Origin of the sequence: Mesorhizobium sp. M0618, from assembly GCF_040320765.1 — a bacterium.
Classification (GTDB): domain Bacteria; phylum Pseudomonadota; class Alphaproteobacteria; order Rhizobiales; family Rhizobiaceae; genus Mesorhizobium.
On the sequence record NZ_JAMYQH010000003.1, the window covers coordinates 73,652 to 94,592 of the forward strand.

The 20,941-nt window shown below is 62.5% G+C and carries 18 protein-coding genes; 9 read left to right on the top strand and 9 right to left on the bottom strand.

Annotated elements, in window-relative coordinates; genetic code table 11:
* Positions 1–18 precede the first annotated feature (18 nt).
* Together glmU and NKJ04_RS04395 are read right to left on the bottom strand one after the other, a co-directional pair.
* Complete coding sequence (gene glmU, locus NKJ04_RS04390; RefSeq protein WP_352673674.1) at positions 19–1,377, bottom strand: bifunctional UDP-N-acetylglucosamine diphosphorylase/glucosamine-1-phosphate N-acetyltransferase GlmU; 1,359 nt, start codon at positions 1,375–1,377, stop codon at positions 19–21.
* A gap of 161 nt (positions 1,378–1,538) precedes the next feature.
* Entirely contained in the window at positions 1,539–2,285 is a 747-nt protein-coding gene (locus tag NKJ04_RS04395) for a cytochrome c biogenesis CcdA family protein (protein WP_352612789.1), read from the bottom strand.
* Between the two features lie 186 nt (positions 2,286–2,471).
* On the opposite strand from NKJ04_RS04395, the gene NKJ04_RS04400 reads away from it, so the two are divergent.
* The 9 genes from NKJ04_RS04400 to NKJ04_RS04440 all read left to right on the top strand — a co-directional run bounded on the left by NKJ04_RS04400 (position 2,472) and on the right by NKJ04_RS04440 (position 12,395).
* Positions 2,472–2,849: a COG4315 family predicted lipoprotein gene (locus NKJ04_RS04400; RefSeq protein WP_128303545.1), complete on the top strand. Its 378-nt coding sequence runs from the start codon at positions 2,472–2,474 to the stop codon at positions 2,847–2,849.
* 357 nt (positions 2,850–3,206) lie between these two features.
* Positions 3,207–5,843, top strand: coding sequence for a type I DNA topoisomerase (gene topA / locus NKJ04_RS04405; protein ID WP_352673676.1), 2,637 nt, complete (start codon positions 3,207–3,209; stop codon positions 5,841–5,843).
* Positions 5,844–5,849: 6 nt separating this feature from the next.
* Complete coding sequence (gene rnr / locus NKJ04_RS04410; protein WP_352673678.1) at positions 5,850–8,168, top strand: ribonuclease R; 2,319 nt, start codon at positions 5,850–5,852, stop codon at positions 8,166–8,168.
* Positions 8,168–8,614, top strand: a complete 447-nt coding sequence (locus NKJ04_RS04415; RefSeq protein ID WP_352673679.1) for a DUF983 domain-containing protein — start codon at positions 8,168–8,170, stop codon at positions 8,612–8,614. Before rnr ends, NKJ04_RS04415 begins: the two co-directional genes overlap by 1 nt.
* Positions 8,615–8,700: 86 nt before the next feature.
* Positions 8,701–9,441 (top strand): NUDIX hydrolase, encoded by a 741-nt coding sequence (locus tag NKJ04_RS04420; protein WP_352673680.1) that lies wholly within the window; start codon positions 8,701–8,703, stop codon positions 9,439–9,441.
* A gap of 79 nt (positions 9,442–9,520) precedes the next feature.
* Positions 9,521–10,699 (top strand): MFS transporter, encoded by a 1,179-nt coding sequence (locus tag NKJ04_RS04425; RefSeq protein WP_352673682.1) that lies wholly within the window; start codon positions 9,521–9,523, stop codon positions 10,697–10,699.
* A gap of 111 nt (positions 10,700–10,810) precedes the next feature.
* Entirely contained in the window at positions 10,811–11,269 is a 459-nt protein-coding gene (locus tag NKJ04_RS04430) for a YqfO family protein (RefSeq protein WP_023810542.1), read from the top strand.
* 153 nt (positions 11,270–11,422) lie between these two features.
* Positions 11,423–11,590 (top strand): 50S ribosomal protein L33, encoded by a 168-nt coding sequence (gene rpmG / locus NKJ04_RS04435; protein ID WP_006201775.1) that lies wholly within the window; start codon positions 11,423–11,425, stop codon positions 11,588–11,590.
* Between the two features lie 595 nt (positions 11,591–12,185).
* Complete coding sequence (locus NKJ04_RS04440; protein ID WP_013531922.1) at positions 12,186–12,395, top strand: hypothetical protein; 210 nt, start codon at positions 12,186–12,188, stop codon at positions 12,393–12,395.
* A 315-nt stretch (positions 12,396–12,710) separates the two neighbouring features.
* On the opposite strand, the gene NKJ04_RS04445 is transcribed toward NKJ04_RS04440, so the two are convergent.
* The 7 genes from NKJ04_RS04445 to NKJ04_RS04475 form a co-directional block, all read right to left on the bottom strand.
* A complete protein-coding gene (locus tag NKJ04_RS04445) occupies positions 12,711–13,778 on the bottom strand; it encodes an ABC transporter ATP-binding protein (RefSeq protein WP_352673683.1) in 1,068 nt (355 codons plus the stop codon).
* 4 nt (positions 13,779–13,782) lie between these two features.
* Positions 13,783–14,631, bottom strand: a complete 849-nt coding sequence (locus NKJ04_RS04450; RefSeq protein WP_352673684.1) for a carbohydrate ABC transporter permease — start codon at positions 14,629–14,631, stop codon at positions 13,783–13,785.
* The gene (locus NKJ04_RS04455; RefSeq protein WP_023810538.1) at positions 14,631–15,554 is read right to left on the bottom strand and encodes a carbohydrate ABC transporter permease; all 924 of its coding nucleotides are present in this window, start codon (positions 15,552–15,554) and stop codon (positions 14,631–14,633) included. Before NKJ04_RS04455 ends, NKJ04_RS04450 begins: the two co-directional genes overlap by 1 nt.
* Before the next feature lie 177 nt (positions 15,555–15,731).
* On the bottom strand, positions 15,732–17,009 hold the full coding sequence (locus NKJ04_RS04460) for an ABC transporter substrate-binding protein (RefSeq protein WP_127296148.1): 1,278 nt from the start codon (positions 17,007–17,009) through the stop codon (positions 15,732–15,734).
* Positions 17,010–17,038: 29 nt separating this feature from the next.
* On the bottom strand, positions 17,039–18,226 hold the full coding sequence (locus tag NKJ04_RS04465) for a PLP-dependent transferase (RefSeq protein WP_352673685.1): 1,188 nt from the start codon (positions 18,224–18,226) through the stop codon (positions 17,039–17,041).
* Complete coding sequence (locus NKJ04_RS04470) at positions 18,223–18,957, bottom strand: FadR/GntR family transcriptional regulator (RefSeq protein WP_127296146.1); 735 nt, start codon at positions 18,955–18,957, stop codon at positions 18,223–18,225. Before NKJ04_RS04470 ends, NKJ04_RS04465 begins: the two co-directional genes overlap by 4 nt.
* 136 nt (positions 18,958–19,093) lie before the next feature.
* Positions 19,094–20,566 carry an FAD-dependent monooxygenase gene (locus tag NKJ04_RS04475; RefSeq protein WP_352673686.1) on the bottom strand — a complete coding sequence of 491 codons (1,473 nt, stop codon included), beginning with the start codon at positions 20,564–20,566 and terminating at the stop codon, positions 19,094–19,096.
* Positions 20,567–20,941 lie beyond the last annotated feature (375 nt).

Consider the following 20,941-nt stretch of genomic DNA (forward strand, 5'->3'; position numbering starts at 1 on the left):
GTTTTTTGCGGGCTGGTCTTACTTTTTCTTCGCAGCCGCGGCCGAAGCAAAGCGCTCGCGCAATTCCTTGCCCTTGCCTGGAATCGTCTTCTGGCGGGCGCGGCCGAAGGCCAGCGCATCGTCGGGCACGCTTTCGGTGATCACGCTGCCCGAGGCGATGTAGCCGCCCTTGCCGATGGTGACAGGCGCCACCAGCGACGAATTCGAGCCGACAAAGGCGCCCTCGCCGATGTCGGTGAAGAATTTCGAATAGCCGTCATAGTTGCAGGTGATGGTGCCGGCGCCAATGTTGGCTCCCGCACCGACGCGGGCATCGCCGATATAGGTCAAATGGTTGACCTTGGCGCCCTCCTCGATAACGGCCTGCTTGACCTCGCAGAAATTGCCGACTTTGGCCTTGTTCCGGAGATCCGCACCCGGCCGCAGCCGCGCATACGGCCCGACATCGCAATTGGACGCAATGGTGGCGCCTTCGATATGGCTGAACGCATGGATCTTGGCGCCCGTGGCGATCTTCACGCCCGGGCCGAACCAGACATTGGGCTCGACGATGGTGTCAGCGCCAATCTCGGTGTCGTGCGAGAAATACACCGTCTCCGGCGCAATCAGCGTCACACCCGACAGCATCGCTTCGTGTCGGCGACGCGCCTGCCAGATACCCTCAGCTTGCGCCAGTTCGGCGCGATTGTTGATGCCGAGCGCGCTCTCGAAGCTGGCTTCGGTGGCGACCACGTCAAGGCCTCGCGCACTGGCGATCTCGACAATGTCGGTGAGGTAGTACTCGCCCTTGGCATTCTTGTTGCCGACCGCGTCGAGCAGCCTCAGCGCGTGGGCGCCGGCTACCGCCATCATCCCGGCATTGCAGAAGCCGATTTTTTTCTCCTCCTCGGAGCAATCCTTTTCCTCGCGGATGGCGACCAGCTTGCCGTCCTTTTCGATCAACCGGCCATAGCCGGTCGGACTGGGAGGACGGAAGCCAACCACGACGACGGCAGCACCTTCCGCCAGTTTCAGCCGCGCCACCGTCAGCGCATCGGCGCCGATCAGCGGCGTGTCGCCAAACATCACGAGAATATCGTCATGACCCTTTGATATCGCTTCGCGCGCGGCCAGCACGGCATGCGCGGTGCCGATGCGCTTGTCCTGCACGAAGGTCTCAGCCTTTGGAGCGAATTTCGCCGCCGCCTTGCGCATCTCTTCCGCGCCATGTCCAATCACCAACGCTTGGCTGCCGGCGCCGGCAGCTTCGGCCGCCCTCACCACATGGGCGACCATCGGCAGCCCGGCGATCTGGTGCAGCACCTTCGGCAGCACGCTCTTCATGCGCGTGCCTTCGCCGGCGGCGAGGATGACGGACAGGCAGGATCTCTGGCTCATGGACGGACAACCGTATGAAAAGGGTTGGGAATCAAGACAGGATAGCAGTGCCGCCATGGTGCACCAATGCGGTTAAATTCCGGTGAGATGGTAGAGCAACTGACTTTTAATCAGCGGGTCCACAGTTCGATCCTGGGCTCAGCCTGGGCATTTGCCCGCCGCTACCCCAGCCGCCCCAGCACCGGGAAATTCTCCAGCAGCCAGTAGGAAACGGTCTGCACGCCGCCGGTGAGGAAAAACACGCCGGCAACGACCAGCAGCGCGCCGATCGCCTTTTCGACACGGCCGAGATGGACGCGGAATTTGCCGAGGAAGCGCATGAAGGCGCCGGAAAACAGTGCGGCGATCAGGAATGGGATGCCCAGCCCGAGCGAATAGGCGGCGAGCAGCAGCGCGCCCTCGCCCACCGTTTCGCGGCCACCTGCCAGCGTCAGGATCGGCCCCAGCACCGGGCCGATGCAGGGCGTCCAGCCAAAGGCGAAAGCCAGCCCCATGACATAGGCGGCGACGGCACTTGCCGGCTTGCCCTGCGACTGGAAGCGCGCCTCGCGCGACAGCAGCGGAATGCGCAGGATGCCGAGGAAATTCAGGCCCATCAGGATGATCAGCACACCGGCGCCCATTGCCAGCGGCTCCTGCCAGACGCGCAGCAACCGGCCGATGGTCGAGGCGCCGGCGCCCAGCGCGACAAAGACGGTCGAGAAGCCGAGCACGAAGGCGATCGAGGAAAAGAGCAGCGCGCCGCGTGCGCCTTCCTTTGCAGCCGCCCCCGTATTGCCGCGGAAGTCGTCGACCGAGACGCCGGCCATGTAGCAGAGATAGGGCGGCACCAGCGGCAGCACGCAAGGCGACAGGAACGAGATGGCTCCCGCCCCGATCGCGCTGACATAGCCGATGTCCAATGCCATTTCCAAGAACTCCAATGCCGTGACGCCGATATAGCGACGCGCAGCCTTGTCCACCAATCACCATTGTGTTGGCAAGATCATCCATTGCCCGACCCACTTGCCAGGAAGAAACCACAGCCCGCAGGCGTTGATGCTGTGAGGCCGCGATTTCCCGCGCGTCTCCAGATATCAGTCAGGGAGATTTCCATGAAAACCATAACCGCAGGACTGGCAGCGCTTCTGCTCAGCACAGCCGCATCCTTCGCCGCCGACGCGTGGAAGGAAGCCGAGGTCAATGGCACCAAGATCTACACCGACGCCAACGGCATGACGCTTTACACCTATGACAAGGACGAGAAGGGCAAGACCAACTGCTACGACAAATGCGCCACCAACTGGCCGCCGCTGAAGGCCGAAGCCGGCGCCAAGGCGGATGACGAATGGACCGTTGTCGACCGCACCGACGGCACCAAGATGTGGGCCTATGACGGCAAGCCGGTCTACACCTTCATAAAGGACAAGAAGCCCGGCGACGTGACCGGCGACGGCGTCGGCGAAGTCTGGCACATCGTCAAGGCCGACTAAGCCACTCTATCCCAGTCCCGCCTGCTGACTGGTCGCCGGGCATCGCTTCATGCCGCCGGCGGCCAGCATCAATCAGCCGTTCTGGCGTCGAACCGACGCTATTCCCGGCCGTCACTCCGCGACTCGGTGGAAAAGTGAAACCAGGTCATTTTCGCCGGCTCGGCACCACATCTCCCTTCCCAAAATTCTGTGATTTTCTCCATACACTCTTAGAGTGTATTGCTGCGGACCGGCCCGCAATTTGGGCGCTTCCCCTTGACCGGATGCAAAAGCGCGGCCATGTGAGCGACAAATAGAACGAGATTTCGTCGCGCGCAGCGGAATTCTTCTGCCGCACCACAGCTGATATGAGACCTCATGGACGTCGTCGTCGTCGAATCGCCGGCCAAGGCGAAGACAATCAACAAATACCTCGGCAAGAACTACAAGGTTCTGGCCTCGTTCGGCCATGTCAGGGATTTGCCGGCCAAGGATGGCTCGGTGCGTCCGGATGAGGATTTCGCCATGTCCTGGGCGGTCGACACCGCCTCTGGCAAACGCCTCGCCGACATCGCCAAGGCGGTCAAGGATGCCGACGGCCTGATCCTCGCCACCGATCCGGATCGCGAAGGCGAGGCGATTTCCTGGCATGTGCTGGAAGTGCTGAAGCAGAAGCGTGCGCTGAAGGACAAGCCGGTCAGCCGCGTCGTCTTCAACGCCATCACCAAATCGTCGGTTCTGGAGGCGATGGCCAATCCGCGCCAGATCGATGCGCCGCTGGTCGATGCCTATCTCGCCCGCCGGGCGCTGGATTATCTCGTCGGCTTCACGCTGTCGCCGGTGCTGTGGCGCAAGCTGCCGGGCGCCCGCTCGGCCGGACGCGTCCAGTCGGTTGCACTGCGCCTGGTCTGCGACCGCGAATCCGAGATTGAGCGCTTCATCCGCGAGGAATACTGGCAGATCGCCGCCCTGCTCGGCACGCCGCGCAACGAGAATTTCGAAGCGCGGCTGACGGCGTTCGATCGCAAGAAGCTGCAAAAGCTCGATATTTCCAACAAGGCGCAGGCCGACGACATCAAGTCGATGCTCGAAGGCGCGACCTTCAAGGCGGTGTCGGTCGAAGCCAAGCCGACCAAGCGCAATCCCGGCCCGCCCTTCACCACGTCGACGCTGCAGCAGGCCGCCTCATCGGGCCTCGGCTTCTCGGCCAGCCGCACCATGCAGGTGGCGCAACGTCTCTATGAAGGCATGGAGATCGGCGGCGAGACCACAGGTCTCATCACCTATATGCGAACCGACGGCGTGCAGATGGCACCCGAGGCGATCGACGCCGCACGCGACGCCATTGCCAAGGAATTCGGCGCAAAATACCTGCCGGAAAAGCCGCGCCAATATACGGCCAAAGCCAAGAACGCCCAGGAAGCGCACGAAGCGATCCGCCCGACGGATTTCATGCGCACCCCGGCATCGGTCAGGCAATATCTCGATTCCGACCAGATGCGGCTCTATGAGCTGATCTGGAAGCGCGCCATCGCCAGCCAGATGCAGTCCGCCGAGATCGAGCGCACCACCGCCGAGATCGAAGCGGTCAACGGATCGCGCACCGCGGAGCTGCGTGCTATCGGTTCGGTCGTTCGCTTCGACGGCTTCATCGCCGCCTACACCGACCAGAAGGACGACGATGCGGAAGACGAGGAAAACCGTCGGCTGCCCGAAATCCGCGCCGGCGAGCAGCTTGCCCGCCAGGCGATCAATGCCACCCAGCACACCACCGAGCCGCCGCCGCGTTATTCGGAAGCTTCGCTAATCAAGAAGCTGGAAGAACTCGGCATCGGCCGGCCTTCCACATATACGGCGATCCTGAAGACGCTCGAAGACCGCGACTATGTCACCATCGACAAGCGCCGGCTGGTGCCGCAGGCCAAGGGCCGGCTGCTGTCGGCCTTCCTCGAAAGCTTCTTCAAGCGCTATGTCGAGTACGACTTCACGGCATCTCTGGAAGAGAAGCTCGACGAGATTTCCGACGGCAAGCTCGCCTGGAAGGACGTGCTGCGCGATTTCTGGAAGGATTTTTCCGGTGCCGTCGCCGACATCAAGGAACTGCGCGTCACCGACGTGCTGGACGCGCTGAATGAAGAGCTGGCGCCGCTGGTGTTCCCCGCGCGCGAAGACGGTTCGAACCCGCGCATCTGCCCGAAATGCGGCACCGGCAATCTGTCGCTGAAACTCGGCAAGTTCGGCGCCTTCGTCGGTTGCTCCAATTATCCCGAATGCTCCTTCACCCGCCAGCTCGGCGACGCCGCCAATCCGAATGGCGAGAATGGCGGCGGCGAGGACGGCACCAAGGTCATCGGTAAGGATCCCTACACGTCAGAGGAAATCACGCTGCGGAGCGGCCGCTTCGGCCCCTACCTGCAGCGCGGCGACGGCAAGGAAGCCAAGCGCTCCAGCCTGCCCAAGGGCTGGACGGCAGAATCGATCGATCACGAAAAGGCGCTGGCGCTGCTGTCGCTACCCCGCGATGTCGGCCAGCATCCGGAAACGGCCAAGATGATCTCGGCCGGGCTCGGCCGCTACGGTCCGTTCGTGCTGCATGACGGCACCTATGCCAATCTCGAGAGCATCGAGGACGTGTTCTCGATCGGCCTCAACCGCGCCGTGTCGGTGATCGCCGAGAAGCAGTTGAAGGGCAAGGGCGGACGCAATGGCGGCACTGCCGCTGCGCTCAAGGAGCTTGGCGACCATCCCGATGGCGGCGGCATGATCGTCGTGCGCGACGGCAAATACGGACCTTACGTGAATTTCGGCAAGGTCAACGCCACCCTGCCCAAGGGCAGGGATCCACAGTCGGTGACCATCGAGGACGCGCTGGCGCTGATTGCCGAGAAGGAAGCCAAGGGCGGCGGCGGCAAGAAGCCGTTCCGCAAGGCAGCGGCGGCCAAGGCCCCGGCAACCAAGAAAGCAGCCGCCAAGAAGCCGGCTGCGAAGAAGCCGGCCGCGAAGAAAAAAGGATAGGGCAGCGTGGCGCGCAAGATCACCGGTAGAACCCACGGCGATCCGCGCACCGCCGACACGAGGGCCAAGGTCAAGGACGACTATCGGCCGTCGCGTGACGAAATCCTGCGCTACATCGCCGAAAATCCCGATCGCGCCGGCAAACGCGACATTGCCAAGGCGTTTGCGCTGCGCGGCGACGACCGCATCTGGCTGAAGGACATCCTGCGCGACCTGCAGGACGAAGGCGTCCTGACCAAGGAGCGCAAGGGGTTGGCCCGCGTCGGTGCCCTGCCCCATGTCACAGTCCTCGATATTTTTGATCGTGACGCCGATGGCGTGCTGTTGGCGCGCCCCACCGAACACACAGCCAATGGACCGCCACCCATCGTTTCCATCCGCCTGTCGCGCAGCGGTGGTGGACCGGCGCCGGGCATTGGCGACCGTGTCCTGGCCAAGACCTTTCCCGCAGACGAGACCAATGTCGCCCTGGGTGGCCCGGCATACACCGGACGAGTGGTTAAGATCTTCGAGAAGCGCACCGATGCCGTGCTCGGTGTCTTTCGCATCCTGCAGGACGGCACCTTCCGCATCGAACCCGTGGAGCGACGCCAGCCCGAACTGATCGTCGACAAAGAATTCCAGAACGGCGCCAAAAACGGCGACCTGGTCGAGGTCGAACCCGCGCGGGCGTCCCGTTACGGCCTGCCGAGAGCCAAGGTGCTCAACGTGCTGGGCTCGCTGACCAGCGAAAAGGCGGTCTCGATGATCGCCATCCACGCGCACGACATTCCGCATATCTTTCCGGCCGACGTCATCGCCGAATCCGAAGCCGTCAAGCCGGCGACGCTTGATCACCGCGAGGATTGGCGCGACCTGCCGCTGATCACCATCGATCCGGCCGATGCCAAGGACCATGACGACGCCGTCTTCGCCACGCCGGATCTCGACGAGAAGAACCCCGGCGGCGTGGTCGCTACAGTCGCCATCGCCGATGTCGCCGCCTATGTGCGCTATGGCACGGCGCTCGATCGCGAAGCGCTGAAGCGCGGCAATTCGGTCTATTTCCCGGATCGTGTCGTACCGATGCTGCCCGAGCGCATCTCCAACGATCTCTGCTCGCTGCGCGAAGGCCAGGATCGGCCGGCGCTCGCCGTGCGCATGGTTTTTTCGGCCGAGGGCCGCAAGCTCAGGCACTCCTTCCATCGCGTCATGATGAAGTCGGCGGCAAAGCTCGCCTATAGCCAGGCTCAGGCGGCGATCGACGGCGTGCCCGACGAGAGGACCGGCCCCATCCTCGATACGGTGCTGAAGCCGCTGTGGGACGCCTATGCGATCCTCAAGCGTGGCCGCGATGGCCGCCAGCCGCTCGAACTCGACCTGCCGGAGCGCAAGATCGTGCTCAAGCCGGACGGCACCGTCGATCGCGTCATCGTGCCGGAGCGGCTCGATGCCCACAAGCTCATCGAAGAATTCATGATTCAGGCCAATGTCGCAGCGGCCGAGACGCTGGAGGCGAGGAAGCAGGCGCTGGTCTTCCGCGTCCATGACGCGCCTTCGCTGGCCAAGCAGGAATCGTTGCGCGAGTTCCTGCAGACGCTTGGCCTGTCGCTAGCCCGCGGCGCGCAGATGCAGCCAAGCCAGTTCAACGGCATCCTGGAGCGCGTGCGCGGCGCCGACAATGAAGGCCTGGTCAACGAAGTGGTGCTGCGCTCGCAGAGCCAGGCCGAATACTCGCCCAAGAACATCGGCCATTTCGGTCTCAACCTCAGGCGCTACGCCCATTTCACCTCGCCGATCCGCCGCTATGCCGATTTGATCGTGCATCGTGGACTTATTGCCGCACTCGGACTTGGTCCGGGCGGGCTGACGCAGGACGAAGCGGCACGGCTCGAAGATGTCGCGGTGCTGATCTCGGGCACGGAACGCCGCGCAATGGCGGCCGAGCGGGACACGGTCGACCGTCTGATCGCCACCTATCTGGCTGAGCGCATCGACGACCGGTTCGATGCCCGCATCTCCGGCGTCACCAAATCAGGACTATTTGTCCAATTGCCGCAGTACGGCGCGGATGGTTTCATCCCGGTGTCAACATTGAACGGCGATTACTATATATACGACGAAACGGCCCGCTCCCTGTTCGGAGAACGCTCGGGCAAAGGCTATCAGCTCGCGGACCGCGTCGAGGTCCGACTCATCGAGGTGGCGCCGATGGCCGGCGCGATGCGCTTCGAGATGTTGACCGACCCGAAGCCTTTGCCGGGCTCCAAGCGGTCGTTTCACAAGGCCAAGGGCCGCGCCCGCGCGTCGCAATCGCGACCGGGTTCGCGCGGCAGGAGACGATGATGACAACAGCTGTGGAAGAACAGGTTTTCGGCGGAGAACATCACTCGGGCCGGGCCGCCCGCCCGCTGTGGACGGCGATGAAGCGTGGCCTGCTCGGCCGCTGCCCGCATTGCGGCGAAGGCAAGCTGTTTCGCGCTTTCACCAAGACCGTCGACACATGCAGTGTCTGCGGCGAGGAACTGCATCACCACCGCGCCGACGACCTGCCTGCCTATCTCGTCATCGTCATCGTCGGCCACATCGTGCTCGGCGCCTTCATGGGCGTAGAGGCGACGTCCACTCTGTCCACTTGGCAGCACATCGCCATCTGGGTGCCGCTGACCATCCTTCTCTCGGTCGCGCTGCTGCAACCGGTCAAGGGCGCCGTCATCGGACTGCAATGGGCCTTCTATATGCACGGCTTCGGCGGCGAACACGACGTGATCGAGCCGCATCCCGAAGCCTGAGTCGCAGCCAAGAATGCGGCCTGGCGCAACATACCGACCGTGAAAGGCCACTTTCGCTTGCCAGAAGTTTCCGCTAGGTCCTGCGCATGGACGGTATGACCAAGGCGGAAGTCGACAAGATCGAGCGGAGCATGATCGCCCATAGCGACCAGCCAATTCGCCCGCGCGACGCGGCAACCCTGATCCTGCTCGACCGCAAGGGCGATGACGTGCTGGTTCTGATGGGCCGCCGCCATGCCGGCCACGCCTTCATGCCGGGCAAGTTCGTCTTTCCCGGCGGCCGCACCGATCCGGCCGACAGCCGCATCCCGGTCGCCGCCGCATTGCACCCGGAGCAGGAAGCCAGGCTGATCGCCGGGCCGGGCCGCACAAGTGCCGCACGAGCCCGCGCCATCGCCTTGTCGGCCATCCGAGAAACCTATGAGGAAGCCGGACTGCTGATTGGCCGCAAAGGCGCTTTCGCCACCGCCAGGCCCGATTGGCAAGGTTTTGCCGAGCACGGCGTGCAACCTTCCCTGGATATGCTGCGCTTCGTCGCGCGTGCCATCACGCCGCCCAACCGGGTGCGCCGCTTTGACACCCGTTTCTTCAGCGCCTGGCGTGACGACGTCGCGGTCGAACTGCCCGGTGGCGGCCCGACCAACGAACTTGAAGAGTTGGTCTGGTTGCCGCTTGCCAAGGCCAGGGAAGCCGACATACCCGACATCACCCGAATGATCGTGGACGAGCTGCAAAAGCGCCTCGCCCATGATCCGCTGTTGCGTCCGGGCGGTCCCGTGCCCTTTTACCGGCTTGTCCACAACCGCTTCACCCGCGAACTTCTCTAGAGCAATTCCAGGAAAAGTGTGACGCGGTTTTCCGTCCGGAATTGCGTAAGATCAAACAGACAGAGTATTCAGCATCCCCATGACGGTCGATACCCAATCACAGGGCGACGAACGCGTACACTGGCTGCCGATGGTGGCGGCGATCTCGTCGATCAGCGTCGTCGGCATCGCCATCGGCCTTGGCATGCCATTGCTCAGCGTCATCCTCGAAACACGCGGCCATTCGGCCTCCATGATCGGCCTCAACACCGCCGTCGCCGGCCTTGCCTCGATCGCCGGCGCGCCGCTGGCGACACCGCTCGCCATGCGCTTCGGCGTCGCCTGGACCATGATTGCCATGATCGCCGCCGGCGCGCTGGCCTTTGTCGGCTTCCATTTCGCACCCGATTTCTGGATGTGGTTTCCGCTGCGCATCGTGCTGCACATCGCGTTGACGGTGCTGTTCATCCTGTCTGAATTCTGGATCAGCACCTCGGCGCCGCCGCACCGGCGCGGCCTTGTCCTTGGCATCTACGCCACGGTTCTGTCGCTCGGCTTTGCCGCGGGGCCGTGGCTGTTCGCCCATCTCGGCAGTTCCGGCTTCAGGCCGTTCGGCGTCATCATCGCGTTGGTGACGCTGGCGGCCATACCCGTGCTGGCAGCACGCAACGAGAGCCCGTCGATCGCCTCGGATGGCGAAACCAGCAATTTCCTGCGCTACATCTGGCTGGTGCCGTCGGCGACCGCTGCCGTGCTGGTGTTCGGCGCGGTGGAAACCGGCGGCTTTGCGCTGTTCCCGATCTATGGCAGCCGAATCGGCTATTCCGAGGCCGATGCGGCCCTTCTGCTGACCATGATCGGCCTCGGCAATGTGTTGTTGCAGATCCCGATCGGCATGATCAGCGACCGCGTCAGCGATCGCCGCTACCTGCTGATTGCCTGCGCCACGGTCGGTCTGATCGGCACCGTCTTCATGCCCTTCTTCGCCCAGAATTGGCATTTGATGGCCGCGCTTCTGTTCGTCTGGGGCGGCGTTGTCGCTGCCATGTACACGATCGGCCTTGCCCATCTCGGCTCGCAGCTTTCCGGCCATGAACTGGCGTCGGCCAACGCCGCCTTCGTGCTGTGCTACGGCGTCGGCATGGTGCTCGGCCCGCAGGCGATCGGCATCGGCATGGATGCGTTCGGCCCGTCCGGCTTCGGCTGGTCGCTCGGCCTGTTCTTCGCCGCCTATATCGCTTTGGTCGCCGTCAGGTTGGTTCGCAAGATCCTGCTGTAGCGCGACTGTGGCCAGCCATGCATTTGGCACGGCACGGAGACAGGCTGCTGACAGAACCGTGTCAGGAGCACAGGGCTAAAAAGGCGTCCCAAAACACTCGAGGACACTTCCATGATCGACAGCGGCTTTGAAACCACATCGCTACGAATGACACTGCTTCTGCTCGTAACGTTCCAGGCTCCGGCCGCCGACGTCGACCGCATCATGGATGCCGTGGTGGCGATTGCGCCGCTGGCCATGGGCAAATACGACCGCAATGCCTATCAGTCGGCGCACGGCATCGAACGCTACAGGCCGCTTGACGGTGCGGCCGCCGGCGCCGAAACCGAATTGAGACGGCGGCCCGGCACGGTCGAGGTTTCCTTCGAACTGCCGGACGATCAGGCGCTGGCCGCTCGTGTCGTCGAGGCGATTTTCCAAGCACATTCCTATCAGGAACCGGTGATCCGCATTCAACCGATTCTCGCCAGCCGTTCCAAGGGGCTGGACGACCGCGCCAATCCGAATCGCTGGTGGAACACGACCGGAGACTGGAAGAAGGTTGCTGCACCGGCGACAGAAACCGCATGATTTCCGTTCACCAGCAGGCTCAGGCGGATCGCACGAGGCTTGCCGGGCTTGACTTTCCGGGCGCGTTCTTTATGTGTCGCGCTAAGTTTCCCGCGTCCGGGTGTTTCCCCGTGCTCCAGCGGCCAAAACCCCACGAACAAACGGACTGATATCATGGCCAAAGCCGCAAACATCAAGATCAAGCTTCTGTCGACCGCCGACACCGGTTTCTTCTACGTGACCAGCAAGAACAGCCGCACCAAGACCGACAAGCTGTCGTTCCGCAAGTACGACCCGGTCGCCAAGAAGCACGTCGAATTCAAGGAAACCAAGATCAAGTAATCTGGGTTTCCCGCTGCAATGCCGAAACGCCGCCCAATGGGCGGCGTTTTTCGTTTGTAGCCAATTGATTTCGTTGCATCCGAGCAGAGACTCCAGCCAAAGGATTGACCCTTCGCCATGGTTGCGGCACCCTTGGCCGTGGGTTGGGTGTCACGAACAAGGCGCCTATGGATGTCGAAGAAGTTGAAAGCTGCAATCATTGCAGCCCTTGTCGCTCTGGCTGCTGGTTTCGCCGTCAGCAACGGGCTAATAAGCCAGCAGACGGCCGATGAGATCAAGGCCAGGACTGACCAGGTTCTGACTGAGGAAGAGGCCGCACAGCCTGCACCTCAGCCTGACAGCCCCGCCCCGCCTTCCACGGAACCCGCACCGCAGGCTCCGGCCCCTCCCGCCGCGGCACCCCCGCAAGGATCACAACCGGGTCAATGAAGAAGCCCCGCCGGCATGGGCTCCTCTCGTGCGATCGTGCCATCACCATACCTGCTGAGTGTATCGTTTTAATACAATCGCCGATTGGTAGACTTGCGCCACGGATAGGCAGTTAGTTTCAGCGTCAGGCAAAAAGGGGGGAAATGCCTCGCACTGGGAGAAAACGATGTCCGTACAAAAAGGCGACTTTCGAACCAACAGAGCCGACTACGTGATTGCCGCGATGCATGGCGGAGTGACCGCCGAAGACAGCGTTCGAGACGAGAACCTGGCAAGGAGAAAGAAGTCCCTGTGGCTGAAGGAGCGGCGATCGGCCAAGTCGGCTGAGAACCCGTTGGACAGCTCGCCGCTGTCTAAAAGAAGCCCTCGCGGTTAGCGATTTACAATCACCTTCCGCGATCACACCATATCCGCACACAACCCACTCACCCATATTGCAGGTGCCGCCGTCGGTGTTGACTAGCTCCGACGGCGGCCTAGTTCGTGGCGAAATAACCTCCGTTCTTTTGAGAAGACGGCGGGACTAAGGTCTTGTGCTCTACGCGCAAAGGTCCAAGCGGTCCTGTTAGGTTCCGGAAATGTCTCTTGGACGTTCCGCTATTTTATCCAATTGAAATGTAGCGTTACCGTGTATTCCCGCCCGATAACTGCGCCTGATCCGGCTGCCCGCATCCGCCCTGGCTGAGTCCCCTCAGCCGATGCGCTCACCGCTCTTCGGATCGAATAGATGCAGCTGGTGTGGTTCGGCCGCCAACCGTACCTCGTCGCCGGGCTTCACGCCGGCACGGCCCATGGCAAAGACGCAAAGCTGCTGGCTGGCCAGCTTGACGTAGAACTGCGTCGAAAGCCCGAGCGGCTCGACCACCCCCACCTCGCCCTTCAACGCGCCGTCATCCGCCAATTTGATATGCTCGGGCCGCAAACCGACGGTGATGGCGTCACCATCCTTGAGCGGCAGGCCTTCCGGCAGCCGCAACGCCTGGCCATCGGCCAGCACGGCCTCCGGGGTAGTGCCCTCCCGAACCGTCGCCGGCAGGAAATTCATGCCCGGTGAGCCGATGAAACCGGCGACGAACATGTTGGCCGGCCGATCATAGAGATCGAGCGGCGCGCCGACCTGCTGGATCAGCCCGTCATGCATGACGACGATCCGGTCGGCCATGGTCATCGCCTCGATCTGGTCGTGCGTGACATAAACCGATGTCGTCTTCAGCTGCTGGTGCAGCGCCTTGATCTCGGCGCGCATATGGACGCGCAGTTTTGCGTCGAGGTTCGACAGCGGCTCGTCGAACAGGAAGACCTTGGGATCGCGAACGATGGCACGGCCCATGGCGACGCGCTGACGCTGGCCGCCGGAGAGCTGCCGCGGCAGGCGTTGCAGGAACGTCTCGAGCCCGAGCCGTTTGGCCGCGCCGTCCACCCTTGCGTCGATCGTCGTCTTCTGCGCCTTCTTCAGGAGCAGGCTGAAGCCCATGTTCGTCGACACGTCCATATGCGGATAGAGCGCATAGGACTGGAACACCATGGCGATGTCGCGGTCCTTCGGCGCGACGTCGTTGACCAGCCGCTCGCCAATGCGGATCTCGCCGCCGGAAGCCTCCTCCAGCCCGGCGATCATGCGCAAAAGCGTGGACTTGCCGCAGCCTGACGGCCCGACCAGGACGACGAACTCGCCATCGGCAATTTCAAGGTCGACCGCGTGCAGGACGCGGACGGCGCCATAGTCCTTGCGGACCTTTTCGAGCGTAACAGAGGCCATCGATCTATCCTTTGACGGCGCCGGCGGTCAGGCCGGTGACGAGATAGCGTTGCAGGAAGGCGAAGAAGATACAGACCGGGATCAGCGCCAGGATGGACGCCGCCATCATCTGTCCCCAGTCGACGGCGAACTTGCCGATGAAGGTGAGCAAGCCGACGGCAAAGGTCTTTTGGTCGTCGCTGGAAATCAGCATCAGCGCGAACAGAAGCTCGCTCCAGGCGGCGGTGAAGACGAAGCCGAGCGTTGCGCCCATGCCCGGTAGCGTCAACGGCACGATCACCTTGCGCATCGCCTGCGCTCGGGTGCAGCCGTCGATCATCGCGGCCTCCTCCAAATCTTTTGGGATGCCGTCGAAGAAGGACTGCATCAGGAAGGTGGCAAAGGCCGTGTTGAAGGCGGTGTAGATGATGATCAGCCCGGTCAGGCTGTTGATCAGGCCGATCTGACCCATCACGCGGTAGATCGGCGGAATGACCATCACCAGCGGAAAGGTCTGGGTCAAAAGCAACATCAGCGCCAGTGCCGCCTTGCCGCGAAAGGTGAAGCGCGACATGGCATAACCGGCGAGCGTGGCGATGATTGTCACCAATGCCGCCGTCGATACCGATACGATGACGCTGTTGAGGAAATAGCGCGGGAAATCGGTGGCCTCGAGCACGGTGACGAAATTCTGCAACGTCATCTGCGACGGCCAGAACGTGATGCCTTCGGAATAGAGCAGCCGCTCCGGCGTGACCGAGATCTTCAGCGTCCAGTAGATCGGGAACAGGGCAAACAGCACGTAGGCCGCGATTGCCGCGTAGAGGCCGATGCCGCCGAAGAAGCGCTGCGAGGTTGAGCGTCCTGCGATCATCAGACGTGCCTCACCAGGGTGCGGCGGATACCGATCAGCGCAATCGCATAAGCAATGAGCAGGACGAGCAGCAGCACCGCCACCGCCGAGGCATAGCCCTTGTCCAGCGATTTGAAGGCGCTGACATAGATGTAGACCGGCACCGTGTTGGTCGAGCCGGCTGGCCCGCCCTCCGTCATGACGAAGATCAGGTCGGCGAAGGTGGCGATCCAGATGGTGCGCAACATCACGGTGATGGCGATGGTCGGCGCCAGAAACGGCAGCGTCACCTTGGTGAAGCGCTGCCAGGGCGAAGCGCCGTCGATGGCCGCCGCCTCATGCAGTTCCGATGGAATGGATTTCAGCGCTGCCAAGAGCGTGATGGCGAAGAACGGAATGCCGAACCAGATATTGGCGACGATCGGCCCCCACATGGCGGTTGACGGATCGGACAGCACATTGGTCGGCTGGGCTTTCAGCCCCAACGCAAACAACCAGTGCGGCAATGGGCCGATGATGGGATTGAACAGCCAGGCCCAGGTCAGGCCCGACAAGAAGGACGGCACCGCCCAGGGCAGGAACACCAGGGCTTGCACGGCCTTGCGGCCGCGAAACGGCTTGTCGAGCAGCAGCGCCAGGCCGAGGCCGAGGAAGAACTGGAAAAACAGACTGGCGACGGTCCACCACAACGTGTTGACCAGCGCCTGCCCCAGCACCTGATCCGACAGCATCGCCTGATACTGCCCAAGCCCGACATATTCGGACTTGAACGCCGAGAATTTGCGGAAGGAGTAGCTGATGCCGATGACCAGCGGCACCAGAAGCACCACGACCAGCAGGATGATCGCCGGGCTGAGATAGAGCCATGGCTCGATTGCGGCGTGGGATAACCGCTTGCGGCGCGGCTGGCCGGCGGATCGTATTTCGGACACGGCATAGGTCATTGGTTTAGGGGTCACTCCTGGACGTCGGCTGGCGGAGAGTGTCCTTCTCCCCGTGAAACTGGGAGAAGATGCCGTAGACAGATGAGGGGCAGCGCTAACCTGGCAGAAGCTAGTGCTGCCCTCATCCGTCATTTCGTGACACCTGCTCCCCGTGAACGGGGGAGAAGGAAAGAAGAGCTACTTCTTGTTCTTCGCCAGCCAATCCTGCTGTTCCTTGGTCAGGAAGGCAGCCCACTGGTCGGCGACGTCCTTGGCCGTCTTCTGGCCAAGCAGCACTTCCTGAAAATTCTTGATCGCCACCTGGTCGACGAAATTGCCGAGGTTCTCCAGATGCGTCGGCGGGGTGACCATTTCATATTTGGAGCTGTCGCTGAGCTCCGTAAACCAGCCCTTGAACTGCTCCGTCTTGAAATGGGGATCCTGGTCGGCGCCGTTGTGGATCGGGACAACGCCGACTTCCTTGGCCCATTCCAGATTGTCCTTCGGCGAGAGCAGCGTCGCCATCAGCTTCCACGCGTCGTCCTTGTGCTGCGAGTTGGCAAACATCGCCCAGCCGGCATAACCCAGCGTCGGATAGGACTTGCCGCTCGGCCCGACCGGCAATGGCGCCACGGCGAAGTCGTCGGCGCTCATCTTGTCGGCGATGCCGAGCAGCGCGTCCGGATCCTGGTTGAGCATGGCACAGGTGCCGGAATAGAAGCCGGTGACCGTTTCGTTGAAACCCCAACTCACCGCATCCTTCGGCGCCAGTCCGTCCTTGTACATGTCGGCCAGCATCTGCAGGCCCTTGACCGAGCCTTCTTCGTTGATCGTCGAAGTGCCATCCTCGTTGAAGTAGCCGCCCTTGCCGGCGGCGATGTTCATGAACATGTGCATGCCGTTGAAGGCGCCCGGCCCGCCGCGCAGGCAGTAGCCGTACTTCCCCGGGAGCGCGGAAATCTTCTTGGCGTCGGCGATGAAATCATCGAGCGTCGCCGGCGGGCCATCGAGGCCGGCTTCCTTGAACAGTTTCTTATTCCAGAACAGCGCGTTCACATAGTAGCCGTAGGGGATCATGAACTGGGTGTTGTTGACGGTCGAGCCGAACTGCTTGGCGCGGTCGCCCAGCGTCTTGGCGTCATCCCATTTGGCCATATAGGGGCCGAGATCCTCGAGCTGGGCATTGTTGGCATAGAGCCCCATCCAGCGTTCCGGCATTTCGACGATGTCGGGCGTATCGCCGGCCTGCACCATGGTCAGGAATTTCTCGAACGCCTGGCCCCAGGGCAGCGAGATCAGCTCGACCTTGATGCCCGGATTGGCGGTTTCGAATTCGGCGATCTGCTTCTTCAGGAATTCGGTGCGCGGCGGGCTGGTGATGACTTCGACCATTTTCAGGGTCGAGTCGGCCACGGCATTTCCGGCGGAAATTGCCAGTCCCGCAACGGTGGCAAGCATGACGGTCAGTTTTTTCATGTTCAAGACTCCCATTTTGAACCCGCTTGTTATTTTCTGGCTTTTTCGAAGGCTTGGGCGACATCCGCCCACAGGTCTTCGACACTCTCCAATCCGACATTGAAGCGGATGGTTCGGGGGCTGACGCCGAAGCGCGCCATCGAATTCAGGCCAGGCGTCTGCTCCAGCGACGCCTTGGCCGGCACGACCAGGCTTTCATGCCCGCCCCAGCTGACGCCGATGCGGAAATATTTCATCGCATCGACGAAGACGGGGATGTCGATCTCGTCCGTCACCTCGAAGGAGAACAGACCGGCATAGCCGGCCAGTGTCGCCTTGCCCGGATGGTCCGAATAGACAGGATGGTTGACGCGCTCGACATTGGCATGCGCCTTCAGCCGTTCGGCGATGGTCAGGCCGCTCTTCATGTGGTGCGGCAGGCGCAGCGGCAGCGTGCGCAAGCCGCGCAGCAACAGCCAGGCTTCGAATGGCGACAGCTTGCCGCCGAGATAGGAATAGGTCTGCTCGTTGATGTGCTTGATATGAGCGGCCGAACCCGCGACGACGCCAGCGACGGTGTCGCTGTGGCCGCCAAGGTATTTCGAGGCCGAATGCAGCACCAGGTCGACGCCATGCGCGATCGGCTTCTGGAACACCGGCGTCGCCCAGGAATTGTCGATGGTGGTGACGATGCCCTGTTCCTTGGCCAGCCGTGTCAGATGCGCGATGTCCTGCAGCTCGAACATCATCGAGGTCGGGCTTTCCAGGTAGAGCAGCTTGGCGCCGGGAAGTGCCGCCGCGACCGCATCCGGGTCGGAGCCGTCGATATAGTCGACCTTGATGTTGAGCCGAGGCAACAGCCGCTCGAACAGCCGGTAGGCATCGCCATAGCAATTGCGCACCGCCACGATGCGCTCGCCTGCCCCAACGAACGCAAGCACCGTGGCACTGATCGCCGCCATGCCGCTGGAAAAGCCGCGCGCGGCTTCTGCGCCCTCAAGCGCTGCCACGCGCGCCTCGAACTCCATCACCGTCGGATTGTCGCCGCGCGAATAGATCGGCTGCTTTCGTTTGCCAGCAAAGGTATCGGCCATCTCGGCATAGCTGGCGAAGGTGAACAGCGAGGTCTGGTAGATCGGCGGCACCACCGCACCGCCAGGGAACGGTTCGTCATGCGCCAAGAGTGTCGCCGCCTCGGCGAGATAGTCGTGATCGAAACCGGATGGATGCTCGTTCATGTCTGGCTCGAAAGTTTGAGTTTGGCGGCACCGCGCTTGAGGTCGTCCTCGACGGTAGCGATCAGCTTGAGCGCCTCGGCGCGGGCGCCCTGCGGGTCGTGCGCGGCGATGCATTCGTAGATGGTGCGGTGGTAGGGAAAGCTGGCGTGGCCGAAGTCGCGCACGCCGAGCGGATGCTCCCAGAAGCGGTGGAACAACTCGTACATGGCGGCGATGATCTGCTCGAACAGCGGATTACCCGAGGCCCGGTAGATCGCCTGGTGGAACTCCCAATCCTCTTCCGACGACATGCCGTCGCGCGTGCGGAACGCCTGCTCCATGATGTCGAGCTTGCGTGCGATTTCGGCGATATCTGCCTGGCTGGCGCGTTCGGCGCAAAGAGCTGCGGCCTCCGCCTCCAGCGCGCGGCGGATCTCCATCGTCTGCATCAGGCTGGTGAAATCATTGCCGCCCGCCAGCGTCAGCGGCATGTGCAGCATATCGTGTGAAACAGCCGCCTTGAGATAGGTGCCGCTGCCCTGCCGCCTCTCGACGAGGCCGAGCCCTTCCCAGCGCGTCAGTGCCTCGCGCACGGTGTTGCGGCTGACCTTCAGCCGCTCGGCCAGAATGCGTTCGGTTGGAAGTCTCTCACCCGGCTGCAGGGCTTCGGCGCGAACAAATCCCACCAACGCCTTCAACACGGCGTCGTCGCGCGCCGTGGTCTGAATGGGTGGCAGGCTGTTCTGGTCCATATTTCCTCCAAGTGGTCCAATGGTCCAACCAATTTCTGCACAGAAGGAAGCTCCTGTCAACCAACTGTCAGGAGCACTGTCGGAGGGAGCGACGCAATACTTTCAAGGCGGTCGCGCGATCGCGCTTCGATCGTATCTAATCTGAGGCAGCAGGCGACCCGAACCAGGTGGTCAGCGCGTCCACCAGCCCCTGTTGGGTTCCCGCCCCGGCCCAAGCCACATAACCATCGGGCCGGATCAAGACGGCGCCGGGCGCGGCGACCCTCCCGAGCACCGGGAGGTCCCAGATACCGGCGTAACCGGCGTCGATCTGCCGGACCCGATCAGCCCAGGGCGCGAGGTCCAGCCTGCCGGGCTCACCGAAGTTGAGCAGCACGGGCCGCGCGTCGTGCAGCAAGGTGAAGACCCGCAACGGCCCGCCGGCGGTGGTCAGATCGAGATCGGGCATTCGCCGCCCAAGCAGTGGATGCCCCTCGCCAAGATCGTAATGGACACCCAAACCAGACATCTCCGCGGCGATTTTCTTGCGGGCTTCATCCATGCCGAGCAACTCGGCAACAGTGTCGGCCAAGGCCTTGCTGCGGTCATCCGTGCGGCGAAGCGCGACCTGCGCCATCGTATTGCGCAACACGCGGGCGGCAACCGGATGACGCTCGGCGTGATAGCTGTCGAGCAGGCTTTCCGGCGATATCAGCTTGACCACTTGGGCGAGCTTCCATCCCAGGTTAACCGCATCCTGCACGCCGATATTGAGGCCCTGCCCACCCATCGGCGGGTGGACGTGCGCTGCGTCACCGGCCAGCAGGACGCGTCTGTCGCGGTATTTCACGGCTTGTCGCGTCATGTCGGTGAACCGCGAGAGCCAGGTCGGATTGTGGACCCCGTAATCGGTGCCGTAGATGGCGATCAGCGCCTCGCTGAGCTCGCGCAGGGACGGTTCGCCGCGGGCCTCCAGGCATGGTTCCGTCAGCACGACGCCAACTTTTTTGCCGTCCTCGATCTTACCCAGGGCATGAATTCCGAAGGCGTTGCTGCGGAAGCCCCATTCCGGCTCTTCCGATATCTCGACCTCGGCAATCATCCAGCTCATCGTCGGATCCCATCCGGCGAACTCAATACCGGCTGATTTGCGAACGGTGCTGCGGCCTCCGTCGCAACCAACCAGATATGTCGTCTTCAGCCGGTGGCCGTTGGACAGTTTGACATCGACGCCGCTGGCGTCCTGGGCAAACCCCGCAACCTCGTGTCCGCGATAGATCGGCACCTTGAACTCGCCGACCCAGTCGGCCAGGATGCGCTCGATGTGGTTTTGCCGCAGCGCCAGCAGATAATTGTGGCGCGTGGGAAAATCGCTGATGTCTAACCGGATCATGTGGAAGCCCACGGACGGCGATATCTGTCCCTGTGAAAGAAACCGATCCGCAATTCCGCGCTGGTCGAGCACCTCAAGAGTGCGCGCATGCAGGCCGCCAGCGCGCAATCCTGCCAGTTTCTGATCCGGTCGCCTTTCGACAATGGCAACGTCCACGCCTGCCAGCGCCAGTTCGCCTGCCAGCATCAATCCCGTCGGACCACCCCCGGCGATCACAACCGCATGATCTGAAATCATTATCATAACTCCCGTTTTCCGCACCTTGGTTTGGGTCGCGGTTTTACGGGAGGAGCCGGGTCTTGCCGCAAGCCTCTTGTGCGCCATATGTATGAAATGGAAGGGGTATTCTTCCCCTCATCGTTGGCTGCCCTCACAGCGAAACTGTGTAGGAACGGCTAGAACGGGTGTTCCGATTTCACATGCAGAAACGCAGATTCCTCCGTGCTTTGGCACGGAGTTCTGATGTTCTTTTGGAGAGAAGGGGGCCGGTCGGCGTTTGGCAGCGGTACGAGGAGGCCACTATGTGCCAGCGCCGGCCGGCCGACCCCACGGACCCAGGAGATGCGGCGGACCTGAGCATCATGGGGTATTCCCAGGGATCGGAGCCGGCTT

What these genes read in the sequence shown, in the direction of transcription:
- NKJ04_RS04475 (WP_352673686.1), bottom strand. Translation starts at nt 20,566, where the DNA reads ATGATTTCAGATCATGCGGTTGTGATCGCCGGGGGTGGTCCGACGGGA.
- NKJ04_RS04395 (WP_352612789.1), bottom strand. Translation starts at nt 2,285, where the DNA reads ATGGCATTGGACATCGGCTATGTCAGCGCGATCGGGGCGGGAGCCATC.
- NKJ04_RS04425 (WP_352673682.1), top strand. Translation starts at nt 9,521, where the DNA reads ATGACGGTCGATACCCAATCACAGGGCGACGAACGCGTACACTGGCTG.
- NKJ04_RS04415 (WP_352673679.1), top strand. Translation starts at nt 8,168, where the DNA reads ATGACAACAGCTGTGGAAGAACAGGTTTTCGGCGGAGAACATCACTCG.
- NKJ04_RS04455 (WP_023810538.1), bottom strand. Translation starts at nt 15,554, where the DNA reads ATGACCTATGCCGTGTCCGAAATACGATCCGCCGGCCAGCCGCGCCGC.
- rpmG (WP_006201775.1), top strand. Translation starts at nt 11,423, where the DNA reads ATGGCCAAAGCCGCAAACATCAAGATCAAGCTTCTGTCGACCGCCGAC.
- NKJ04_RS04445 (WP_352673683.1), bottom strand. Translation starts at nt 13,778, where the DNA reads ATGGCCTCTGTTACGCTCGAAAAGGTCCGCAAGGACTATGGCGCCGTC.
- NKJ04_RS04465 (WP_352673685.1), bottom strand. Translation starts at nt 18,226, where the DNA reads ATGAACGAGCATCCATCCGGTTTCGATCACGACTATCTCGCCGAGGCG.
- topA (WP_352673676.1), top strand. Translation starts at nt 3,207, where the DNA reads ATGGACGTCGTCGTCGTCGAATCGCCGGCCAAGGCGAAGACAATCAAC.
- NKJ04_RS04440 (WP_013531922.1), top strand. Translation starts at nt 12,186, where the DNA reads ATGTCCGTACAAAAAGGCGACTTTCGAACCAACAGAGCCGACTACGTG.
- glmU (WP_352673674.1), bottom strand. Translation starts at nt 1,377, where the DNA reads ATGAGCCAGAGATCCTGCCTGTCCGTCATCCTCGCCGCCGGCGAAGGC.
- NKJ04_RS04430 (WP_023810542.1), top strand. Translation starts at nt 10,811, where the DNA reads ATGATCGACAGCGGCTTTGAAACCACATCGCTACGAATGACACTGCTT.
- NKJ04_RS04460 (WP_127296148.1), bottom strand. Translation starts at nt 17,009, where the DNA reads ATGAAAAAACTGACCGTCATGCTTGCCACCGTTGCGGGACTGGCAATT.
- NKJ04_RS04420 (WP_352673680.1), top strand. Translation starts at nt 8,701, where the DNA reads ATGGACGGTATGACCAAGGCGGAAGTCGACAAGATCGAGCGGAGCATG.
- NKJ04_RS04450 (WP_352673684.1), bottom strand. Translation starts at nt 14,631, where the DNA reads ATGATCGCAGGACGCTCAACCTCGCAGCGCTTCTTCGGCGGCATCGGC.
- NKJ04_RS04470 (WP_127296146.1), bottom strand. Translation starts at nt 18,957, where the DNA reads ATGGACCAGAACAGCCTGCCACCCATTCAGACCACGGCGCGCGACGAC.
- NKJ04_RS04400 (WP_128303545.1), top strand. Translation starts at nt 2,472, where the DNA reads ATGAAAACCATAACCGCAGGACTGGCAGCGCTTCTGCTCAGCACAGCC.